General features: G+C 73.1%; 15 protein-coding genes and 1 pseudogene. 12 read left to right on the forward strand and 4 right to left on the reverse strand.

Going from position 1 to position 21,193, the window contains the following annotated elements; all coding sequences use genetic code 11:
• Positions 1-342 precede the first annotated feature (342 nt).
• From leuS to ACFVGY_RS16640, 6 genes and pseudogenes are all read left to right on the forward strand, one after another.
• Positions 343-3,213, forward strand: coding sequence for a leucine--tRNA ligase (gene leuS, locus ACFVGY_RS16615; protein WP_385677200.1), 2,871 nt, complete (start codon positions 343-345; stop codon positions 3,211-3,213).
• A gap of 176 nt (positions 3,214-3,389) precedes the next feature.
• Positions 3,390-4,133: a hypothetical protein gene (locus ACFVGY_RS16620; RefSeq protein ID WP_385677203.1), complete on the forward strand. Its 744-nt coding sequence runs from the start codon at positions 3,390-3,392 to the stop codon at positions 4,131-4,133.
• Between the two features lie 162 nt (positions 4,134-4,295).
• Entirely contained in the window at positions 4,296-5,141 is an 846-nt protein-coding gene (locus ACFVGY_RS16625) for a DegV family protein (RefSeq protein WP_385677205.1), read from the forward strand.
• A 557-nt stretch (positions 5,142-5,698) separates the two neighbouring features.
• The gene (locus ACFVGY_RS16630; RefSeq protein ID WP_385677207.1) at positions 5,699-6,334 is read left to right on the forward strand and encodes a helix-hairpin-helix domain-containing protein; all 636 of its coding nucleotides are present in this window, start codon (positions 5,699-5,701) and stop codon (positions 6,332-6,334) included.
• Positions 6,331-8,715: pseudogene (locus ACFVGY_RS16635) on the forward strand (ComEC/Rec2 family competence protein); the annotation flags it as partial. The gene ACFVGY_RS16630 and the pseudogene ACFVGY_RS16635, both read left to right, overlap by 4 nt.
• A gap of 124 nt (positions 8,716-8,839) precedes the next feature.
• Positions 8,840-9,721 (forward strand): YceI family protein, encoded by an 882-nt coding sequence (locus ACFVGY_RS16640; RefSeq protein ID WP_385677210.1) that lies wholly within the window; start codon positions 8,840-8,842, stop codon positions 9,719-9,721.
• A gap of 8 nt (positions 9,722-9,729) precedes the next feature.
• On the opposite strand, the gene ACFVGY_RS16645 is transcribed toward ACFVGY_RS16640, so the two are convergent.
• Positions 9,730-9,972, reverse strand: a complete 243-nt coding sequence (locus ACFVGY_RS16645) for a hypothetical protein (protein WP_385677213.1) — start codon at positions 9,970-9,972, stop codon at positions 9,730-9,732.
• 61 nt (positions 9,973-10,033) lie between these two features.
• Here ACFVGY_RS16645 and holA point away from each other — a divergent pair, with 61 nt between their 5' ends.
• On the forward strand, positions 10,034-11,032 hold the full coding sequence (holA, locus tag ACFVGY_RS16650; RefSeq protein ID WP_385677216.1) for a DNA polymerase III subunit delta: 999 nt from the start codon (positions 10,034-10,036) through the stop codon (positions 11,030-11,032).
• A gap of 182 nt (positions 11,033-11,214) precedes the next feature.
• Here the strand turns inward: holA and rpsT are convergent, their stop codons facing one another.
• Positions 11,215-11,481: a 30S ribosomal protein S20 gene (gene rpsT / locus ACFVGY_RS16655; protein ID WP_385677219.1), complete on the reverse strand. Its 267-nt coding sequence runs from the start codon at positions 11,479-11,481 to the stop codon at positions 11,215-11,217.
• A 208-nt stretch (positions 11,482-11,689) separates the two neighbouring features.
• On the opposite strand from rpsT, the gene lepA reads away from it, so the two are divergent.
• The 3 genes from lepA to hemW all read left to right on the forward strand — a co-directional run bounded on the left by lepA (position 11,690) and on the right by hemW (position 17,041).
• The gene (lepA, locus tag ACFVGY_RS16660) at positions 11,690-13,555 is read left to right on the forward strand and encodes a translation elongation factor 4 (RefSeq protein WP_385677222.1); all 1,866 of its coding nucleotides are present in this window, start codon (positions 11,690-11,692) and stop codon (positions 13,553-13,555) included.
• A gap of 249 nt (positions 13,556-13,804) precedes the next feature.
• Positions 13,805-15,694 (forward strand): AMP-dependent synthetase/ligase, encoded by a 1,890-nt coding sequence (locus tag ACFVGY_RS16665; protein WP_385677225.1) that lies wholly within the window; start codon positions 13,805-13,807, stop codon positions 15,692-15,694.
• Positions 15,695-15,808: 114 nt separating this feature from the next.
• Positions 15,809-17,041 (forward strand): radical SAM family heme chaperone HemW, encoded by a 1,233-nt coding sequence (gene hemW / locus ACFVGY_RS16670; RefSeq protein ID WP_385677228.1) that lies wholly within the window; start codon positions 15,809-15,811, stop codon positions 17,039-17,041.
• A 134-nt stretch (positions 17,042-17,175) separates the two neighbouring features.
• Here hemW and ACFVGY_RS16675 read toward each other — a convergent pair whose 3' ends face one another.
• Both ACFVGY_RS16675 and ACFVGY_RS16680 read right to left on the reverse strand, forming a co-directional pair.
• Positions 17,176-17,973: a DUF3097 domain-containing protein gene (locus tag ACFVGY_RS16675; protein ID WP_385677229.1), complete on the reverse strand. Its 798-nt coding sequence runs from the start codon at positions 17,971-17,973 to the stop codon at positions 17,176-17,178.
• Complete coding sequence (locus ACFVGY_RS16680) at positions 17,966-18,727, reverse strand: MBL fold metallo-hydrolase (RefSeq protein ID WP_385677232.1); 762 nt, start codon at positions 18,725-18,727, stop codon at positions 17,966-17,968. The genes ACFVGY_RS16675 and ACFVGY_RS16680 overlap by 8 nt, the downstream gene beginning before the upstream one ends.
• Before the next feature lie 144 nt (positions 18,728-18,871).
• Here ACFVGY_RS16680 and hrcA point away from each other — a divergent pair, with 144 nt between their 5' ends.
• A complete protein-coding gene (hrcA, locus tag ACFVGY_RS16685) occupies positions 18,872-19,888 on the forward strand; it encodes a heat-inducible transcriptional repressor HrcA (protein WP_385677235.1) in 1,017 nt (338 codons plus the stop codon).
• The gene (gene dnaJ / locus ACFVGY_RS16690) at positions 19,889-21,028 is read left to right on the forward strand and encodes a molecular chaperone DnaJ (RefSeq protein WP_385677238.1); all 1,140 of its coding nucleotides are present in this window, start codon (positions 19,889-19,891) and stop codon (positions 21,026-21,028) included.
• Positions 21,029-21,193: the final 165 nt, after the last annotated feature.

Consider the following 21,193-nt stretch of genomic DNA (forward strand, 5'->3'; position numbering starts at 1 on the left):
CTTGTAATTAATATGTTTTTTTGTGTCTCTTTATCTCTCATTTTATTTTGAAATTTCAATTATATTATCAAAACAATTTCCCACCCCCCCCCCCCCCGCCCCCCCCCCCCCGCTTCTCGTTGTGCGGAACGATCGAGCGGGCGCCGGGACCGCTGCGGTACCCTGGCGCCATGCGTGCCGTACGCCTTCTGCTTACCGAGCCGCGCTGATCAGTACCGACCCTTCGAGACGGTCGGCATCGGCGCGGCGTCCCCTCCTGTGCGAGGGGCTTTTTCGTTTGAGCGAGCAGATTCGTTTGAGTGAGCAGAACCGGCAGAGACGATCGATGGAGCTTCCGAAAACATGAGCGAGACGAACACCCCGGCCCCTGAGGCGGCCGAGGCGCACCGTTACACGGCTGCCATGGCTGCCGACATCGAGGCACGCTGGCAGGACGTATGGGACGCGCAGGGCACCTACGAGGCCCCGAACCCGACCGGCGACCTGGCCGGGGACCCGGCGGTCGTCGCGCGCCCCAAGAAGTTCATCATGGACATGTTCCCGTACCCGTCCGGCGCGGGCCTGCACGTCGGCCACCCGCTGGGGTACATCGCCACCGACGTCTTCGCCCGCCACCAGCGGATGACCGGCCACAACGTCCTGCACACCCTCGGGTTCGACGCCTTCGGCCTGCCCGCCGAGCAGTACGCCGTGCAGACCGGCACGCACCCGCGCGTGTCCACCGAGGCGAACATCGAGAACATGAAGGCGCAGCTGCGCCGCCTGGGTCTGGGCCACGACAAGCGCCGGTCCTTCGCGACGATCGACCCGGCCTACTACAAGTGGACCCAGTGGATCTTCCTGCAGATCTACAACTCCTGGTACGACACCGACGCGAAGAAGGCCCGCCCGATCGCCGAGCTGGTCGCCTCCTTCGAGGACGGCTCCCGCGCGGTCCCCGGCGGCCGCACCTGGGCCGACCTGACCGCCGTCGAGCGGGCCGGCGTGCTGGACGAGTACCGCCTGGCCTACCCCTCGGACGCGCCCGTGAACTGGTGCCCCGGCCTGGGAACCGTCCTGGCCAACGAGGAGGTCACCGCGGACGGCCGCTCCGAGCGCGGCAACTTCCCGGTCTTCAAGGCCCGGCTGAGCCAGTGGAACATGCGCATCACCGCGTACGCCGACCGGCTGCTGGACGACCTGGACGCGCTGGACTGGCCCGAGGCCATCAAGCTCCAGCAGCGGAACTGGATCGGCCGCAGCGAGGGCGCCCGCGTCGACTTCGCCGTGGGCGGCGACGCCATCACCGTCTTCACCACCCGCCCCGACACCCTGTTCGGCGCCACGTACATGGTCCTGGCGCCCGAGCACCCGCTGGTCGAGAAGATCGTCCCGGCCGAATGGCCCGAGGGCACGCACCAGGTGTGGACCGGCGGCTCCGCCACCCCCGGCGAGGCCGTGGACTCGTACCGCAAGCAGGCCGCCTCCAAGTCCGACGTCGAGCGCCAGGCCGAGGCCAAGGACAAGACCGGTGTCTTCACCGGCGCCTACGCCACCAACCCGGTCAGCGGCGACCGGGTGCCGGTCTTCATCGCCGACTACGTGCTGATGGGCTACGGCACCGGCGCGATCATGGCCGTCCCGGCGCACGACTCCCGCGACTTCGCCTTCGCGCAGGCCTTCGAGCTGCCGATCCGCTGCGTCGTGGAGCCCTCGGACGACCGCGACGCCGACCCGGCCGAGTGGGACGACGCCTTCACCTCGTACGACGGCACCATCGTCAACTCGACCGGCGAGGGCATCTCGCTGGACGGCCTGACCGTCGTCGACGCCAAGGCCGCCATCACCGCCTGGCTGGCCGAGCAGGGCATCGGCGAGGGCACCGTCAACTTCCGCCTGCGCGACTGGCTGTTCAGCCGCCAGCGGTACTGGGGCGAGCCCTTCCCGATCGTCTACGACGAGGACGGCGTCGCGCACGCGCTGCCCGAGTCGATGCTGCCGCTGGAACTGCCCGAGGTCGAGGACTACTCGCCGCGCACCTTCGAGCCCGACGACGCCTCCTCCAAGCCGGAGACCCCGCTGTCGCGCAACGAGGCCTGGGTCAACGTCGAGCTGGACCTGGGCGACGGGCGCGGTGTCCGCTCGTACCGCCGCGAGACCAACACCATGCCCAACTGGGCCGGTTCCTGCTGGTACGAGCTGCGCTACCTGGACCCGCACAACGACGCGGCCCTGGTCGACCCCGAGATCGAGCAGTACTGGATGGGCCCGCGCGAGGGCGCTCCGCACGGCGGTGTCGACCTGTACGTGGGCGGCGCCGAGCACGCGGTGCTGCACCTGCTGTACGCCCGCTTCTGGTCGAAGGTGCTGTTCGACCTGGGCCACGTCTCCTCGGTGGAGCCGTTCCACAAGCTGTTCAACCAGGGCATGATCCAGGCGTACGCGTACACCGACGAGCGGGGCGTGTACGTCCCGGCCGCCGAGGTCGAGGAGCGCGACGGGGCCTACTTCTACGAGGGCAAGCAGGTCAAGCGCGAGCACGGCAAGATGGGCAAGTCCCTGAAGAACGCCGTCACGCCGGACGAGATCTGCGAGGAGTACGGCGCCGACACGCTGCGCCTGTACGAGATGGCGATGGGTCCGCTGGACGTGTCGCGCCCGTGGGACACCCGTGCCGTCGTCGGCCAGTTCCGGCTGCTGCAGCGGCTGTGGCGCAACATCGTGGACGAGGAGACCGGCGGGGTCACCGTCGTAGACGGGGAGCCCGGCGAGGACACCCTGCGCGCGCTGCACAAGGCGATCGACGGGGCCGGGGCCGACATGGCGGGCCTGCGCTTCAACACCGCCATCGCGAAGATCACCGAGCTGAACAACTTCCTGACCAAGGCGGGCCGGCCGCTGGAGCGCTCGGTCGCCGAGCGGCTGGTCCTGCTGGTCGCGCCGCTGGCCCCGCACATCGCGGAGGAGCTGTGGCACCGCCTGGGCCACACCGGGTCCGTCGTGCACCAGGACTTCCCGGTGGCCGACCCGGCGTACGTGGTGGACGAGACCGTGACCTGCGTCGTGCAGGTCAAGGGCAAGGTCAAGGCGCGCCTGGAGGTGCCGCCGGCGATCTCCGAGGGCGACCTGGAGCAGCTGGCGCTGGGCGACGCGGCCGTGGTGGCGGCGCTGGGCGGGGCCGAGATCCGCAAGGTGATCGTGCGCGCGCCGAAGCTGGTGAACATCGTCATCTGATGTCCGACCTCGTCTGACGTCTGACATCTGACGTCAGGCGTCAGGTGTCGGGGTATTCCCGTACGGGCAGGTTGGGGGTTCGAATGGAACCCCTGGCCTGCCCGTGGCGTTTACGGTGGAGGGGACGGAAAACGGCAGGGGAAGGGGCCCTCATGGATGCGGGCATGTTGATCATCATGTTTGCCTTGGTGATGCTGTTCGCCTTCCTGGGGCTCGGTGCGTGGGCCACGGTGAAGGCGGTCGGCGCCGCGAAGCGCGGTGTGGACCGCACGATCACGCAGGCCAGACGGACCGTTGAGGACACCGCTCTGAAGGCGAAGAGCCTCGGCCAGGTCGGGGTCGGCGGGTCGCTCGCCCAACTGCGCCTGGACCTGCGGACGTCCATGCGGGCCACGCAGCAGGCGCTGACCGAGGGCGCCCGCACGGACGCTTCGCTGAAGGAGTCGCTCGCCCTGTTCGAGCGGCTGAGTGCGCACGGGCACGAGCTGGACGACGAGCTGAAGCGGCTGGAGCAGGAGCCGGACCGGGCGCGGGTCGCCCAGGCCCTGCCCGACCTGCGGGAGCGGACGGCGAAGGTCACGCAGGCTGCGGACTCGCTGCGGTGGGCCGCGCGCGACCGGGCCCGCCGGTTCGCGGAGGACGACTTTTCGACGCTGTCGGAGCAGATCGAGGTCGAATCGGACGCGCTGCGGGACTGGGCCTCCCGCCGGGACTCGCTGGACGACCTCGCGGCGGCCGCGGCGGCGTGGGACGCAGCTGCGGGTTCGGGTTCGGGCTCGGGCTCGGGGGCTGCACCGGGTCAGGACAGGCAGGACGCCCAGGGGCGACAGGGTTCGTCCCCCGCGCCGGCGCTGGACCCCGCCCCGCCGGCACCGCAGTACCCGTGGCAGAAGAGCCCCCGTCCCGAGACGACGACCTGAGACGACCGGAGTGGGAGCCGCCGGGACGGCCTGAGACGGCCGGGGGCGGCCAGGGGCGAGACGGCGGGCGGTGGGCCCGGCCGGTGGTCCGGGCGGCGCTGAGGTCTGTGGTGGGAGGGGTCAGGCTGCCGTTGCAGCCCCGCTGGCGGTAACCTCCGCCTCATGTCCCGCCATGTCGCGATCGTCACCGATTCCACGGCCTACCTGCCCCCACCGGCCATGGCGCGGCACGGAATCACCTCCGTCCCGCTGACCGTGGTGGTCGGCGGCGAAGCCCTCGAGGAGGGCACCGAAATCTCGGCGCGGAGCCTGGCCCTGGCCCTGCAGAAGCGCCGCTCGGTCACCACCTCCCGCCCGAGCCCGGAGGACTTCGTACGGGCCTATCGGGCGGCCGCGGAGGCGGGGGCGACGGGCATCGTCAGCCTGCACCTGTCCGCGGACTTCTCCGGCACCTACGACGCCGCTGTGCTCGCCGCCAAGACCGCCCCCGTTCCGGTGCGGGTGGTCGACACGGGCATGGTCGCGATGGCCCTCGGATTCTGCGCCCTGGCCGCCGCCGAGACCGCCGAGGCCGGCGGCTCCGTCGACGAGGCCGTGGCCGCCGCGGAGAAGCGGGCCGCGGACATGTCGGCGTACTTCTACGTCGACACCCTCGACTACCTCCGGCGGGGCGGGCGCATCGGGGCGGCCCAGGCCCTCCTCGGTTCGGCCCTCGCGGTGAAGCCGCTGCTCACGCTGGACGGCGGACGCATCGAGATGCTGGAGAAGGTGCGGACGGCCTCCAAGGCCATCGCCAGGCTGGAGGAACTGGCCGTCGAGCGGGCCGGGACGGCAGGTGTCGACGTGGCCGTGCACCACCTCGCGGCGCCGGAGCGGGCGGAGAAGCTCGCGGAGCGGCTGCGGGAGCGCATCCCGGGCCTGGTCGAAATGCACGTCAGCGAAGTGGGCGCGGTGATCGGGGCGCACACGGGGCCGGGCTTGCTGGCGGCGGTGGTTTCACCCCGCTGATCACCGGAAGGGGTGGCGGGCTTTTCCACAAGCGTGCGGAAATCCACCGGAGTTCAAGGTTCCGAACGGCGGTCGGGATTCGTCCCTACCGTCGTGGCATGACTCTTCGCACGCGCAGTTCGTACCGCTCCGGAGCCACCGCCGTCCCGGGCGGCCCTCCCCTCTCCGGCAGCCGCCTGCGGCCCCGTCGCGGCCGGGCCGGGGCCCGTTTCCACAGGCGGGCCGCTGCCCCTGGCGACGCCGCCGCGGCCGTGGTGCGCCGCCGGGCGGAAGCCCTCCTCGGCGGCGGTGCCGCACCACCGGGGCCGGGAACACCGGCCCAACCGTCGCCCTCCTCGCCACCACCGGCCCCGACCACCTTGTCGGTGCCGCCCCCACCGCCCCCACCGCCCCCGCCGCCGGCGCCGCCCCCACCGCCGACGCCGCTGGCAGCGGCCTCGGCGCCGCGGGCCCCGGCCCCCGAGCCACCGGTACCCCCGCCGTCCGCCGACCGGGGCGACACGGGCCTGCCGGAGCCCGGCGTGGCGCGGCTGCCGGCGGGCTCGAGGTGGCTCGCCGTGCGGGAGCGGCTTCCGCTGTGGGTGCAGGCCCGGCTGGAGGTCCGGCCGCGCGCCGTGGGCGCCGTCGCGGTGGTGCTGGTGGTCGCCGTCGGGTTCGGGGTCCAGCAGTACTGGTCGGCCCGGCCGCAGCCGGTGACCGCACCCCCGGCCGTCAGCCCGGCCACGGCACCCGCCCCGGCGCCTGGCCCGGCCCCCGTGCCGCCCGGCAGCGCCGCGAGCGGGTCCCGCATCGTGGTCGACGTCAGCGGCAAGGTCCGCGACCCCGGGGTGCGGCGGTTGCCGGCCGGTTCGCGGGTGGAGGACGCGCTCGCCGCCGCCGGGGGAGTCAACCCCGGCACGGACACCACCGGGCTCAACCGGGCGCGGGTGCTGGTCGACGGCGAGCAGGTGGTCGTCGGCGGCCCGGCACCGCCCGCTCCCGGGCCCGGCGGGCCGGCCGCCGGACCGCTGAGCCTCGGTACGGCCACGGTGGAGCAGCTGGACGCGCTGCCCGGGGTGGGGCCGGTGCTGGCGCAGCACATCGTCGACTTCCGCACCGCCCGCGGCGGCTTCCGGTCGGTGGAGGAGCTCCGGCAGGTCAACGGCATCGGGGAGCGCCGCTTCGCCGACCTGCGCAAGCTGGTGCGGCCGTGAAGCGGGCGGAGGGCGCGGAGCCCGTGGACCTGCGGCTGGTCGTGCCCGCCCTGGCCGCCTGGGCGGCGGCAGCCCTCGCCCTCGGCGTGCCGGCCGGGTGGAGCGCTGGCGGGGCGGCGCTCGGGGTGGCGGCCGCCGGGCTGCTGCTCCTCGCCGGGTGCCGCCGCCCAGACCGGCTGTGGCGGGCCGGGACGGCCGCCGCCCTCGCCCTGCTGTGCGCGGCCGCCGGGGCCGGGGTGGCGGCCCTCGCCCGGGCGGAGGCGCGGGCCGGGCCGGTGGGCGGCCTGGCCCGGGACCACGCCCGGGTCCTCGCCGAGCTCACGGTCGACTCCGACCCGCGGAGCACCCGTACCGGCGGCGGCCCGCCCGTGGTGGTGCTGGACGCGGTGGTGACCCGGGTGGCCGTGCCCGGCGGTCTCCCGACGCGGGTCGCGACCCCGGTGCGCGTCCTGGCCGGGCATCCCGGCTGGGGCGCGCTGCTGCCCTCCACCCGGGTCGCGGTGGAGGCCCGCCTCGCGCCGGCGCGGGCCGGGGAGCGGGCCGTGGCGCTGCTGCGGCCGGCGGGGGACGCCGCGCCCCGGGTGACCGGCGGCCCCGACGCCGTGCAGCGACCGGCGGGCCGGCTGCGGGCCGGGCTGCGCGAGGCCACCGACGGGCTCGCACCGGACGCCAGGGCCCTGCTGCCTGCCCTGGTGGTCGGGGACACCTCGCGGGTGCCGCCCGAGCTGGACGAGGCGTTCCGGGCCACCGACCTGCTGCACCTGCTGGCCGTCTCCGGGTCGAACCTGACCGTGGTCCTGTTCCTGCTCCTCGGGCCGCCGGCCCGCGCGCAGCAGGCCGAGCGGCGCGGGCTCGCCCCGCGGCTCGGGCTCTCCCTGCGGACCACCGCCCTCGCCGGTACGGCACTGGTGCTGGCGTTCGTGGTCGTCTGCCGGCCCGAGCCGAGCGTGCTGCGGGCCGCGGCGTGCGGAGCGGTCACCCTGCTGGCCATCGCCACCGGCCGACGCAGATCACTGCTCCCCGCCCTGGCCGCCGCCGTCCTCCTCCTGGTGCTCTGCGAGCCGTGGCTGGCCCGAAGCCCCGGATTCCTGCTGTCCGTCCTGGCCACCGGGTCCCTGTTGACGCTCGCCCCGCGCTGGAGCGGGGCCCTGCGGCGGCGCGGGACGCCGCCCCGGCTCGCCGAGGCGCTGGCGGCCGCCGCCGCGGCACAGGCCGTCTGCGCGCCCGTGGTCGTGGTGCTGTCGGCGCGGGTGAGCCTGGTCGGGGTGCCGTGCAACCTGCTCGCCGAGCTCGCGGCGGGTCCGGCGACCGTGCTCGGCTTCGCGGTGCTCGCGGTGGCGCCGCTGTGCCCGCCCGCCGCGGAACTGCTCGCCCGGTGCGCGGCGGTGCCGGCCGGGTGGATCGCCGCCGTGGCCCGGGGAGGGGCGCGGCTGCCGGGAGCACAGCTGGCCTGGCCGGGCGGCCTCGGCGGCGGGCTGCTGCTCGCCGCCGTGACCGCGGCCGCCGTGGTCTTCGGAAGGCGGCTCCTGCGCCGCCCGTGGGCGTGCTGCACGCTGTGCCTGCTGCTGTTCCTGGCCGTGCTGCGGCCACCGCCGCTCACCCGTACGCTCACCGGCTGGCCGCCGCCCCACTGGAGCTACGTGCAGTGCGCGGTCGGGCAGGGCGATGCCGGCGTACTCGCGGCCGGGCCGGGCACGGCCGTGGTGGTGGACGCAGGGCCCGAACCCGGCCCGGTGGACGAGTGCCTGCGCGCACTCGGGGTGCGGCGGGTGCCGCTGCTCCTGCTGACCCACTTCCACGCCGACCACGTCGGTGGCCTGCCCGGGGTGCTGCGGGGCCGGGCGGTGGGTGTCATCCAGACCACCACGCTCGACGAGCCGGCCGGGCAGGCGGGGTTCGTCCGGCGGACCGCGGCGGCAGCCGGCGTGCCCGTCGCGGCGGCCGTGGCGGGCGAGCGGCGCCGGGCCGGGCCGCTCGCCTGGCAGGTGCTGTGGCCGCCGCCCGGCGGACCGCCCACCGAGGGGCCGAACGACGCGAGCGTGGCCCTGCTGGTCCGCGCTGCCGGGCTGACCCTGCTGCTCCTCGGCGACCTCGAACCACCCGCCCAGCAGGCCCTGCTGGGCGCTCATCCGGAGCTGGGGCCGGTCGACGTCCTCAAGGTCGCCCACCACGGCTCCGCCCACCAGGACGCCGCCCTGCACGAGAGGGTCCGGCCCCGGCTCGCCATCGTCCCGGTCGGTGCCGGCAACCGCTACGGACACCCGGCACCGGGCACCCTCCGCCGGCTGCGGTCGCTGGGCGCGACGGTCCTGCGCACCGATACCCACGGCTCCGTCGCGATCACCGGCAGTGGGCCGCGGCTGACCGCCGTCCCGTCGCGGGGGAGTCGGCGCCGGCGCGTCCGAACCGTGTGTCCGCGTTCTGTTTGCCCACAACCCGACAGCATGATCGAATGCGTCTTCGCCACAGCGGGACATGTCCACACAGCACGGGGGTGCACCAACCATGTTCGTACGCCGAAGAGGGAAGGACGCGGCCGGAAGCTCCGCCTCGCACACCACTGCGACGCTGACGCTGCCTCATGCCGCGCACCTGCTCAGCTGCCGGGTCCTGGACACCGTCCACCAGCCCGTCCGCCGGGCCGCGTTCGAGGTGACCGACCCGATCGGGCGGCACGTCGTCAGCGGCGAGACCGACCCGTACGGCGGGTTCGCGGCGGCCGTACCGGAGGGGGAGTACCGGCTCACGGTCACCGCCGAGGGCTACGCCCCGTTCCACGGGGCGACGCTCGTCGGGGACACGGTGCAGTCCGGCACCGCGGAGATCATCCTCGACGCAGTGGAACCGCCGCTGCTGCCGCAGCCCGGGCACTGGGAGCTCGACCCGGCGCACTCGTCGATCGCGTTCACGGCCCGGCACATCGGACTCGCCCGGATCCGGGGCCGGTTCAACACCTTCGCCGGGGCGGTGCGGATCGCCGACCGCATGGAGGAGTCCTCCATGCACGTGATCATCGACGCGGCGAGCATCGACACCGGTCTGAAGATGCGGGACGACCACCTGCGGTCGGCGGACTTCCTGGACGCGGCCCACTACCCGACCGTGGAGTTCTACAGCGAGCGCTTCATCCACCGCAGCGGCAGCCGCTGGACCGTCGCGGGCGCGCTGACCCTGCACGGCACCAGCCGGTCGGTGACCCTGGACACCGAGTACCTGGGGCTGGGCACGGGCATGGAGGGCGAGCCGCGCGCCGCCTGCCGGGCCTCCGCCGCACTCCACCGCGAGGACTTCGCCCTGAACTGGCAGTCGGTGCTGGCCAACGGGATCGCGGCCATCGGTTCGAGCGTGGACGTGACGCTGGACGTGCAGATCGTCCGCAAGGCCTGAGCCGGGCCCTACGGGGCTTCGAGCCAGCCCTCGTACTCGGCGGCGAGGCCGTCGAGTACGGCGGTGTCGAGCCGTTCCCGCGGGTCCTCGACGACGACCAGCCACTGGGCGTCCTCGGCGTCGTCCTCGCCGGCCAGGGCGTCGCGGACCAGCTGCGGCTCCTCGTCCAGGCCGAAGCGGTCGACGACCTCCCCGGCCACCTCCTCCGCGGCGTCGCGGTCGGGCAGCACCAGTACATGTCGCACATTCACGCGACCATTCTCGGGTACGCGGCGCGGGGGACTGTCGGTGCGGCGTGGGATGCTGGGGGCGATGGCCACCAGGAAGAACTCCACCGACGATCCGCTCGCCCCGCTCACCCTCGCGGTGGGGCAGGAGGACCTGCTGCTCGACCGCGCCGTACGGGAGGTGGTGGTGGCAGCCCGCGCCGCCGACCCCGACACGGACGTGCGCGACCTGACGTCCGAACAGCTCCAGCCCGGCACACTGGCCGAGCTCACCAGCCCCTCGCTGTTCTCCGAGCGGAAGGTGCTGGTCGTACGCAACGCCCAGGACCTGTCCGCGGACTCGGTGAAGGAGGTCAAGGCGTACATTGCCGCGCCCATCGAGGAGATCGTCCTCGTGCTCCTCCACGCGGGCGGGGCGAAGGGCAAGGGCCTGCTGGACGCGGCCCGCAAGGCGGGAGCCCGGGAGGTCGCCTGCCCGAAGATGACGAAGGCGGCGGACCGGCTGGCGTTCGTCCGCAGCGAGTTCCGCACGCTGGGCCGGGCGGCGACCCCGGAGGCCTGCCAGACGCTGGTCGACGCGATCGGCAGCGACCTGCGGGAGCTGGCGAGCGCGGTGGCGCAGCTCTGCGCGGATGTCGAGGGCACGATCGACGAGGCCGTGGTCGGCCGCTACTACACGGGCCGCGCCGAGGCGTCGAGCTTCACGGTCGCCGACCGGGCGGTCGAGGGCCGCGCGGCCGAGGCCCTGGAGGCCCTGCGGTGGTCGCTGGCGACCGGGGTGGCCCCGGTGCTGATCACCAGCGCCCTCGCACAGGCGGTTCGGGCGATCGGCAAGCTGGCCTCCGCCCCGCGCGGCGCCCGCCCCGCCGACCTGGCCCGCGACCTGGGCATGCCGCCGTGGAAGATCGACCGGGTGCGCCAGCAGATGCGGGGCTGGTCGGCGGACGGGGTCGCCGACGCCCTCCGCGCGGTCGCCGAGGCCGACGCGGGCGTCAAGGGCGGCGGTGACGACCCGGAGTACGCCCTGGAGAAGGCCGTGGTGGCGGTCGCCCGCGCAGCCCGCCCCCGCCGTCCCGCGTACTGACCGGGCCGGACAGACCGAAGGCCCCGGACGTCACCCTGGGGAAAGGGGACGGCCGGGGCCTTCGGTTACTGCTGTGTGCGCCGCACCCGCGTGGCGAACGCAGGCCGCGTGCGGCGCTGGGGTGCCGGTCAGGAGCGGATGAGAGGGCCCGCTGGGTCCTTCCCGGCGATCACATCGAGTGCTCAGCCCTGGAGGGAGGCAACCTTGGAGGCCAGCGCCGACTTCTTGTTGGCGGCGGCGTTCTTGTGGATGACACCCTTCGACACGGCCTTGTCCAGCTTCCGCGAGGCGACGCGCGCCGCAGCGGTGGCCTTCTCGGCGTCGCCGGCGACGACGGCCTCGTTGGCCTTGCGGATGAAGGTGCGGAGCTCGGACTTGACGGACTTGTTGCGCAGGCGCGCCTTCTCGTTCGTCTTGTTCCGCTTGATCTGGGACTTGATGTTCGCCACGAAAGAGCCTTTTCAGGTTCAGAGTTTGATCTTCCGGTCGTGTCCCCACCCCCGGACGCAGTCCGGAAGCCATACGAGACACAGCTGCCCAGGCTACCAGGGGCACTCGGGGTGGCCCAAACCGAGCGCACTGCCCCGTCCATGGGACCATGGAACCTGCGTACAGATCCGACCCAACGCTTCTGCGACCCGAGAATCAGGACACTGCGTGCCCGCCATCCCCAGCCACGTGCCCGAGCCGAGCCGTACCGACCCGGCGCTGATCCGCAATTTCTGCATCATCGCGCACATCGACCACGGCAAGTCGACGCTTGCCGACCGGATGCTGCAGCTCACCGGTGTCGTCGATCAGCGGCAGATGCGTGCCCAGTACCTCGACCGCATGGACATCGAACGTGAGCGCGGCATCACGATCAAGTCCCAGGCGGTCCGACTGCCCTGGGCGCCCACCACGGGCGACGGGGTGGGCAAGACGCACATCCTCAACATGATCGACACCCCCGGGCACGTCGACTTCACCTACGAGGTCTCGCGCTCCCTCGCCGCGTGCGAGGGGACGATCCTCCTGGTGGACGCCGCCCAGGGCATCGAGGCGCAGACGCTCGCCAACCTCTACCTGGCGATGGAGAACGACCTCGCCATCGTCCCGGTGCTCAACAAGATCGACCTGCCGGCGGCCCAGCCGGAGAAGTTCGCCGAGGAGCTGGCGAACCTGGTCGGCTGCGAGCCCGACGACGTGCTGCGGGTCTCCGCCAAGACCGGTGTCGGCGTGGACGCGCTGCTCGACCGCGTGGTGCAGACCGTCCCGGCGCCGGTCGGCGTCAAGGACGCCCCCGCCCGCGCGATGATCTTCGACTCGGTCTACGACTCGTACCGCGGCGTGGTCACCTACGTCCGTGTGGTCGACGGCACGCTGGGCAAGCGCGAGCGCATCCGGATGATGTCCACCAGCGCCACCCACGAGCTGCTGGAGATCGGCACCAACTCGCCCGAGATGCTGCCCGCCGACGGCCTGTCCGTCGGCGAGGTGGGCTACCTGATCACGGGTGTGAAGGACGTCCGCCAGTCCAAGGTCGGTGACACGATCACCCAGCAGACCGGCGGCGCGACCGAGGCGCTGGGCGGCTACAAGGACCCCAAGCCGATGGTCTTCTCGGGCCTGTACCCGCTGGACGGGTCCGACTACCCCGAGCTGCGCGAGGCCCTGGACAAGCTCCAGCTCAACGACGCCGCCCTGGTGTACGAGCCGGAGACCTCCGCGGCCCTCGGCTTCGGCTTCCGCGTCGGCTTCCTCGGCCTGCTCCACCTGGACGTGGTCCGCGAGCGCCTGGAGCGCGAGTTCGGCCTGGACCTGATCGCCACGGCGCCGAACGTGGTCTACCGGGTCGTCCTGGAGGACGGCAGCGAGATCACGGTCACCAACCCGAGCGAGTTCCCCGAGGGCAAGATCTCGGAGGTGTTCGAGCCGGTCGTGCGCGCCACGATCCTCGCGCCGACCGAGTTCATCGGCTCGATCATGGAGCTGTGCCAGAACCGCCGCGGCACCCTGCTCGGCATGGACTACCTCTCCGAGGACCGCGTCGAGATCCGCTACACCCTGCCCCTCGCCGAGATCGTCTTCGACTTCTTCGACCAGCTGAAGTCCAAGACCCGCGGCTACGCCTCCCTCGACTACGAGCCCACCGGCGAGCAGTCCGCCAGCCTGGTCAAGGTCGACATCCTGCTCCACGGCGACAAGGTCGACGCCTTCTCCGCGATCACCCACAAGGACGCCGCCTACGCGTACGGCGTGCGCCTGGTGGCCAAGCTGCGCGAGCTGATCCCGCGGCAGGCCTTCGAGGTGCCGGTCCAGGCCGCGATCGGCTCGCGGGTCATCGCCCGCGAGACCATCCGCGCCATCCGCAAGGACGTCCTCGCCAAGTGCTACGGCGGTGACATCTCCCGTAAGCGGAAGCTGCTGGAGAAGCAGAAGGAAGGCAAGAAGCGCATGAAGATGGTCGGCTCCGTGGAGGTCCCCCAGGAGGCCTTCATCGCCGTCCTGTCGAGTGACGAGTCCGGCGGCAAGAAGAAGTAGCAGTTCGCCGCCGGCAGCCCGGTGGTGCAGGCGAAACAGGCCCCCGCGTACACATGCGGGGGCCTGTTTCGTTATGAATCGGCGGCTCAAGGGCTCTTACGCGCCAGGCGGAGGGCCCCTACCCTGATCACTGCCGTTGGTTACCCGCCAGTCACTACCCCTTGGCCGCAGATTCTGCTGCCAGCCCTGTCGGAAGCCGCCGCCCACCCCCGGGACGGCAGGCCCTGCCGCGTGGTCCGGAGGACGTCCGTGAGCGACACACAGACCCTGATCGAGAACCGTCCGCCCACCGTGGCGGCCCTCTTCCTGGAGCGTGTCGCCGCCACGCCCAACGCCGAGGCCTACCGCTACCCGGTGCCGCCGGCGTCCGGCAGCGGCCCAGACGACTGGAAGTCGCTGAGCTGGGGCCAGGCGGCCGAGCGGGTCTTCGCCATCGCGGCCGGCCTGATCGACCTGGGCATCAAGGCGGAGGACCGGATTGCGCTCGCCTCCAACACCCGCGTCGAGTGGATCCTGAGCGACCTGGGCGTGATGTGCGCGGGCGGCGCGGTCACCACCATCTACCCCAGCACCAACGCCGACGAGTCCGCGTTCATCCTGGAGGACTCGGCCAGCCGGGTGCTGATCGCCGAGGACGCCGCCCAGCTGGCCAAGGCCCGCGAGCGCCGCGCCGACCTGCCCGACCTGCGGCACGTCGTGGTCCTGGAGGCCGCCGACGCGGTCCCCGCCGAGGGCGACCCGGAGGGCTGGGTGATCTCCCTCGCCGATCTGGAGGCCCGGGGCAAGCAGTACCTCACCGAGTACCCGGAGGCCGTCGAGGAGCGCATCGGCGCCATCACCGCCGATCAGCTCGCCACCCTCATCTACACCTCCGGCACCACCGGCCGCCCCAAGGGCGTCCGGCTCCCGCACGACAACTGGTCGTACATGGCCAAGGCCACCGTGGCCACGGGCCTGATCACCGCCGAGGACGTCCAGTACCTGTGGCTGCCGCTGGCGCACGTCTTCGGCAAGGTCCTGACCTCCGGCCAGATCGAGGTCGGGCACGTCACCGCCGTCGACGGCCGCATCGACAAGATCGTCGAGAACCTGCCGGTCGTCCAGCCGACCTACATGGCGGCCGTCCCGCGCATCTTCGAGAAGGTCTACAACGGGGCCGCGGCCAAGGCCCGGGCCGGCGGCGGGGCCAAGTACAAGACCTTCCAGTGGGCCGTCGGCGTCGCCCGCGAGTACGCCAAGGTCACCCAGGACAACTACCGCCGCACCGGCCGGGCCACCGCCCCCTTCGGCCTCACCACCAAGCACAAGATCGCCGACGCCCTCGTCTACTCCAAGCTCCGCGAGGCCTTCGGCGGCCGGCTGCGCGCCGCCGTCTCCGGTGCCTCCGCCCTGGCCCCCGAGATCGGCTACTTCTTCTCCGGCGCCGGCATCCACATCCTGGAGGGCTACGGCCTGACGGAGTCCAGCGCGGCCTCCTTCGTCAACCCCGGCGAGGCCTACCGCACCGGCACGGTCGGCAAGCCGCTCCCCGGCACCGAGGTCCGCATCGCCGACGACGGCGAGATCCTGCTGCGCGGCCCCGGCATCATGCAGGGCTACCACGGCCAGCCCGAGAAGACCGCCGAGGTGCTGGAGGAGGACGGCTGGCTGCACACCGGCGACATCGGCGAGCTCTCGCCCGACGGCTACCTGCGCATCACGGACCGCAAGAAGGACCTGATCAAGACCTCGGGCGGCAAGTACGTCGCCCCGGCCGAGATCGAGGGCCAGTTCAAGGCGATCTGCCCGTACGTGTCGAGCATCGTCGTGCACGGCGCCGACCGGAACTTCTGCTCCGCCCTGGTCGCCCTCGACGAGGCCGCCATCCTGGGCTGGGCCGCCGAGAACGGGCTGGAGGGCAAGACGTACCCCGAGGTGCTCGCCGCCCCGGAGACGAACCGGCTGATCGAGACGTACGTGCAGACCCTCAACGAGGGGCTGCAGCGCTGGCAGACGATCAAGAAGTTCCGGATCCTGCCGCGCGACCTCGACGTGGAGCACGGCGACCTCACGCCCAGCCTCAAGCTGAAGCGGCCGGTCGTCGAGCGTGAGTTCAAGCACCTGATCGACGAGATGTACGAGGGCGCCCGCGAGGCCTGAGCCCTGCGGTACGGGGCCCGGCGGCACGCCGGGCCCCTCCGCCGCCCCGTCCCCGTACGCAGCCGGGGCTCCCGCCCGGCCGGGCCCCCGGCCCGCGTACGGGACAATGGGGGCATGCCTTCCGCACTGCCCGACGGCGAGCCCATGCCCGAAGACGGCGCGCTGCCGTCGCACGCCCTGGCGGGTGCCGGGGACCGCCCGCTCGGGTTCTACCTGCACGTCCCGTACTGCGCCACGCGCTGCGGGTACTGCGACTTCAACACGTACACCGCGACCGAACTGCGCGGCTCCGGCGGCGTGCTCGCCTCCCGGGAGAACTACGCCGACACCCTGATCGACGAGGTCCGCCTCGCCCGCAAGGTCCTCGGCGACGACCCGCGGGCCGTCCGCACGGTGTTCGTCGGCGGCGGCACGCCGACCCTGCTGCCCGCCGCCCACCTGGTCCGCATGCTCGCGGCGATCCGGGACGAGTTCGGCCTGGCGGAGGACGCCGAGATCACCACGGAGGCCAACCCGGAGTCCGTCGATCCCGCCTACCTGGCCGAGCTGCGGGCCGGCGGCTTCAACCGGATCTCCTTCGGCATGCAGAGCGCGAAGCAGCACGTCCTGAAGGTGCTCGACCGCACGCACACCCCGGGCCGCCCCGAGGCCTGCGTCGCGGAGGCCCGCCGGGCGGGCTTCGAGCACGTCAACCTGGACCTGATCTACGGCACGCCGGGGGAGTCGGACGACGACTGGCGGGCCTCGCTGGACGCCGCCCTCGGCGCCGGCCCGGACCACGTTTCCGCCTACGCCCTGATCGTCGAGGAGGGCACGCAGCTCGCCCGCCGGATCCGCCGCGGCGAGGTGCCCATGACGGACGACGACGTCCACGCGGACCGCTACCTGATCGCGGACGAGGTGCTCGCCGCGGCCGGCTACTCCTGGTACGAGGTCTCCAACTGGGCCACCTCCGAGGCCGGCCGCTGCCTGCACAACGAGCTGTACTGGCGGGGCGCGGACTGGTGGGGCGCGGGCCCCGGTGCGCACAGCCACGTGGGCGGCGTGCGCTGGTGGAACGTGAAGCACCCCGGCGCCTACGCGGCCGCGCTGGCCGAGGGCAGGTCCCCCGGCGCCGGCCGCGAGCTGCTGTCCGGGGAGGACCGGCGCGTGGAGCGGATCCTGCTGGAGCTGCGGCTGGCGGAGGGCTGCCCGCTGTCCCTGCTGGCCCCGGCCGGCCTGGCGGCCTCCCGCCACGCCGTGGAGGACGGCCTGCTGGAGCCGGGCCCGTACGCGGCCGGGCGCGCCGTGCTGACCCTGCGGGGGCGGCTGCTGGCCGATGCGGTGGTCCGCGACCTGGTCGACTGACGCTGACGGTGCGGCCCGCGCCGCCGGGCTGCCCCACACGCCCCGGCTGCCCCACATCCCGGCGGCCCGGGCTGCCGCCCACGCCCTGGCCGCCCCGCGCGCCCGGCCGCCCGGGGCGGTGCCGCGAGGGGCGGTCAGGCCGTGACGTGGTCGATCAGGTGCTCCACCGCGCCCAGCAGGGCGGGCTCCAGGTCCTTGTACGACGTCACGCGGGACAGCACGTGCTGCCAGGCGGCCCCGGTGTGCTCCGGCCAGCCCAGCGCCCGGCAGACGCCCGTCTTCCAGTCCTGGCCCCGCGGTACCTGCGGCCAGGCCGGGATGCCCAGCGCGGACGGTTTCACGGCCTGCCAGACGTCCACGTACGGGTGGCCCAGCACCAGGACGTCGTCGCAGGAGACGGCCGCCGCGATCCGTGACTCCTTCGAGCCGGGGACCAGGTGGTCCACCAGGACACCCAGCCGGGCGTCCGGGCCCGGCGCGAACTCGGCGACGACGGCGGGCAGGTGGTCGACGCCCTCCAGGTACTCCACGACGACGCCCTCGATCCGCAGGTCGTCGCCCCACACCCGCTCGACCAGCTCGGCGTCGTGCCGGCCCTCCACGTAGATCCGCCCCACCCGCGCCACCCGGGCCCGCGCCCCCGGGACGGCGATCGAGCCCGAGGCCGTGCGCAGCGGCGCCGCCGGGCCCCGGGCGGGCCGGACCAGGGTGACCACGGCGCCCTCCAGCAGGAAGCCGCGCGGTTGCAGCGGGAAGACCCGCCGCCTGCCGAAGCGGTCCTCCAGCGTCACCGTGCCCGCCTCGCAGGCGACCACGGCCCCGCAGAAGTCCGTCCCGGCCACCTCGACCACCAGGTCGGGTTCGGCCGGCACCTCCGGCACGGCCTTGGCGCGCTTCCACTGCGGGGTCAGGTCGGGGGAGTACTCACGCATCGGGCCGCCCCGGGGAGAGCGGGCTGGTGCCGGATCCCGACACGCCGAACCGGGCCGCCAGTGCGTCGCGTTGCGCACGGACGAAGGCCGCGTCGACCACCGCTCCGTGCCCCGGCACGTACAGGGCCTCCTCCCCGCCCAGGGCCAGCAGCCGGTCCATGGCCGCCGGCCACTGCGCGGGCACCGCGTCCGTGCCCGCCTGGGGCTCGCCGGACTCCTCCACGAGGTCCCCGCAGAACACCGTCTCGCGCTCGCCCGGCACGAAGACGGCGAGGTCGTAGTGGGTGTGGCCGGGCCCGACGTTGGCCAGCAGCACCTGGACGCCGCCCAGGTCCAGCGTCCACTCGCCCGACACCAGGTGCCGCGGCGGCACCAGCAGGTCGGTGGCCTCCGCGGCGAGGGCCGGGTCGAGGCCCTGCCGGACGGCGCCGTCGCGCAGTTCCTCGCGCCCGGCGACGAGTTCGCCGTCGAGGCCGACAGCCCCGTAGACCTCGGCTCCGGAGAAGGCGGCCCCGCCCAGAACGTGATCGAAATGCCCGTGCGTGAATGCGATATGGGTCACGCGCCGGCCCGTCAGGCGCTCGGCCTCGGCCCGCAGCGAGGCGCCCTCGCGGACGCTCGAACCCGGGTCGACGACGAGGACGGCTTCGTCCCCCACCACCAGTCCCACCGTGCAATCCCAGCCCGGGAGGCGCTTTCGGCCGGTCCGCCGCGTCAGCCGCTCCCAGCCTTCCTCTTCCCACCGTACGTCCATACCGTGACGCTACCTGGCGGGCCACCCTTGCTAGCCGTGTACTACCCGGCCGTACACTGGCCGGGGGATCGCTGGCACTCCGACGAGGTGAGTGCCAGAAGCAGTGGACCACGACGACCCGCATCACAGCTGGAGGTGTGCGCGATGCTCAGCGAACGCAGACTCGAGGTGCTCCGCGCCATCGTCCAGGACTACGTCGGGACGGAGGAGCCGGTCGGCTCCAAGGCGCTGACCGAGCGCCACAGGCTCGGCGTCTCGCCCGCCACCGTGCGCAACGACATGGCCGTTCTGGAGGAGGAGGGCTACATCGCCCAGCCGCACACCAGCGCCGGCCGGATCCCCACGGACAAGGGCTACCGCCTCTTCGTCGACAAGCTGGCGGACGTCAAGCCGCTCTCGACGCCGGAGCGGCGGGCCATCCAGAACTTCCTCGACGGCGCCGTCGACCTCGACGACGTCATCGGTCGGACGGTGCGGCTGCTCGCCACGCTGACCCGGCAGGTCGCGATCGTGCAGTACCCGTCGCTGACCCGCTCCACGGTCCGCCACGTCGAACTGCTCGCGCTGGCGCCCGCGCGCCTGATGCTCGTGCTGATCACCGACACGGGCCGGGTCGAGCAGCGGCTCGTCGACTGCCAGACGCCGTTCTCCGAGACCTCGCTCGCCGATCTGCGGGCGCGGCTCAACAGCAGGGTCGTCGGTCGCCGGTTCACCGACGTGCCGAGGCTCGTGCAGGACCTGCCCGAGGCCTTCGAGCCCGACGACCGGGCCACGGTCACGACCGTGCTGCAGACGCTGCTGGAGACGCTGGCGGAGGAGGCGGAGGAGCGGCTGATGATCGGCGGTACGGCCAATCTGACGCGCTCCGGACACGATTTCCCCCTGACGATCAGGCCGGTGCTGGAGGCCCTTGAGGAGCAGGTCGTGCTCCTCAAGCTGCTCGGCGAGGCCAATGAATCGGGCATGGCTGTACGAATCGGGCATGAGAACGCCTACGAGGGACTGAACTCCACGTCCGTCGTGTCGGTCGGCTACGGTTCGGGCGGCGAGAGTGTCGCCAAACTCGGCGTGGTCGGACCGACCCGCATGGACTACCCCGGAACGATGGGAGCGGTACGCGCAGTGGCACGTTACGTCGGACAGATCCTGGCGGAGTCGTAAGTGGCCACGGACTACTACGCCGTACTCGGCGTACGCCGCGACGCATCGCAGGACGAGATCAAGAAGGCCTTCCGCCGCCTCGCGCGCGAACTCCACCCGGACGTGAACCCGGACCCGAAGACGCAGGAGCGCTTCAAGGAGATCAACGCGGCGTACGAGGTCCTCTCGGACCCGCAGAAGAAGCAGGTCTACGACCTCGGTGGCGATCCGCTGTCCTCCTCGGGCGGCGGCGGTGGCGCCGGCGGCTTCGGTGCGGGTGGCTTCGGCAACTTCTCCGACATCATGGACGCCTTCTTCGGCCAGGCGGCGCAGCGCGGCCCGCGCTCGCGGACCCGCCGCGGCCAGGACGCCATGATCCGCCTCGACCTGGAGCTGGACGAGGCCGCGTTCGGCACGACCAAGGACATCCAGGTGGACACCGCCGTGGTGTGCAACACCTGCTCCGGTGAGGGTGCCGCGCCCGGCACATCGGCGCAGACGTGTGACATGTGCCGCGGCCGCGGTGAGGTGTCGCAGGTCACCCGGTCCTTCCTGGGCCAGGTCATGACCTCGCGCCCCTGCCCCCAGTGCCAGGGCTTCGGCACCGTCGTCCCGACCCCGTGCCCCGAGTGCGCGGGCGACGGCCGGGTCCGCTCCCGCCGCAGCCTCACGGTCAAGATCCCGGCCGGTGTCGAGAACGGCACCCGGATCCAGCTCGCGGGCGAGGGCGAGGTCGGCCCCGGCGGCGGCCCCGCCGGCGACCTGTACGTGGAGATCCACGAACTGCCCCACCCGATCTTCCAGCGGCGCGGCGACGACCTGCACTGCACGGTGACCATCCCCATGACGGCGGCGGCCCTCGGCACCAAGTGCCCGCTGGAGACGCTGGACGGCATGGAGGAGGTCGACATCCGGCCCGGCACCCAGTCCGGCCAGTCCATCCCGCTGCACGGCCGGGGCGTGACGCACCTGCGCGGCGGCGGGCGCGGCGACCTGATCGTCCACGTCGAGGTGCAGACCCCCGGCAAGCTGGACGCCCAGCAGGAGGAGCTGCTGCGCCAGCTCGCCAAGCTGCGCGGCGAGGAGCGGCCGATGGGGCAGTTCGCGCCGGGCCAGCAGGGCCTCTTCAGCCGTCTGAAGGACGCCTTCAACGGCCGCTGAGCGGCCCGCGGGCCACCGCACGCACCGCGTACGGGCCCGGCCCGGGGAAGCCCCGGGCCGGGGCCGGGGGGGGGCCCCCGCCCCCCGCGCGGGGGGGGGGGGGGGGGGGGTGGGGGGCGGGGGGGGGGCGGGGGGCGGTGGCGGGGCGGGGGGATATAAAAAGAA

Origin of the sequence: Streptomyces sp. NPDC127106, assembly GCF_042677605.1 — a bacterium.
Lineage (GTDB): Bacteria > Actinomycetota > Actinomycetes > Streptomycetales > Streptomycetaceae > Streptomyces.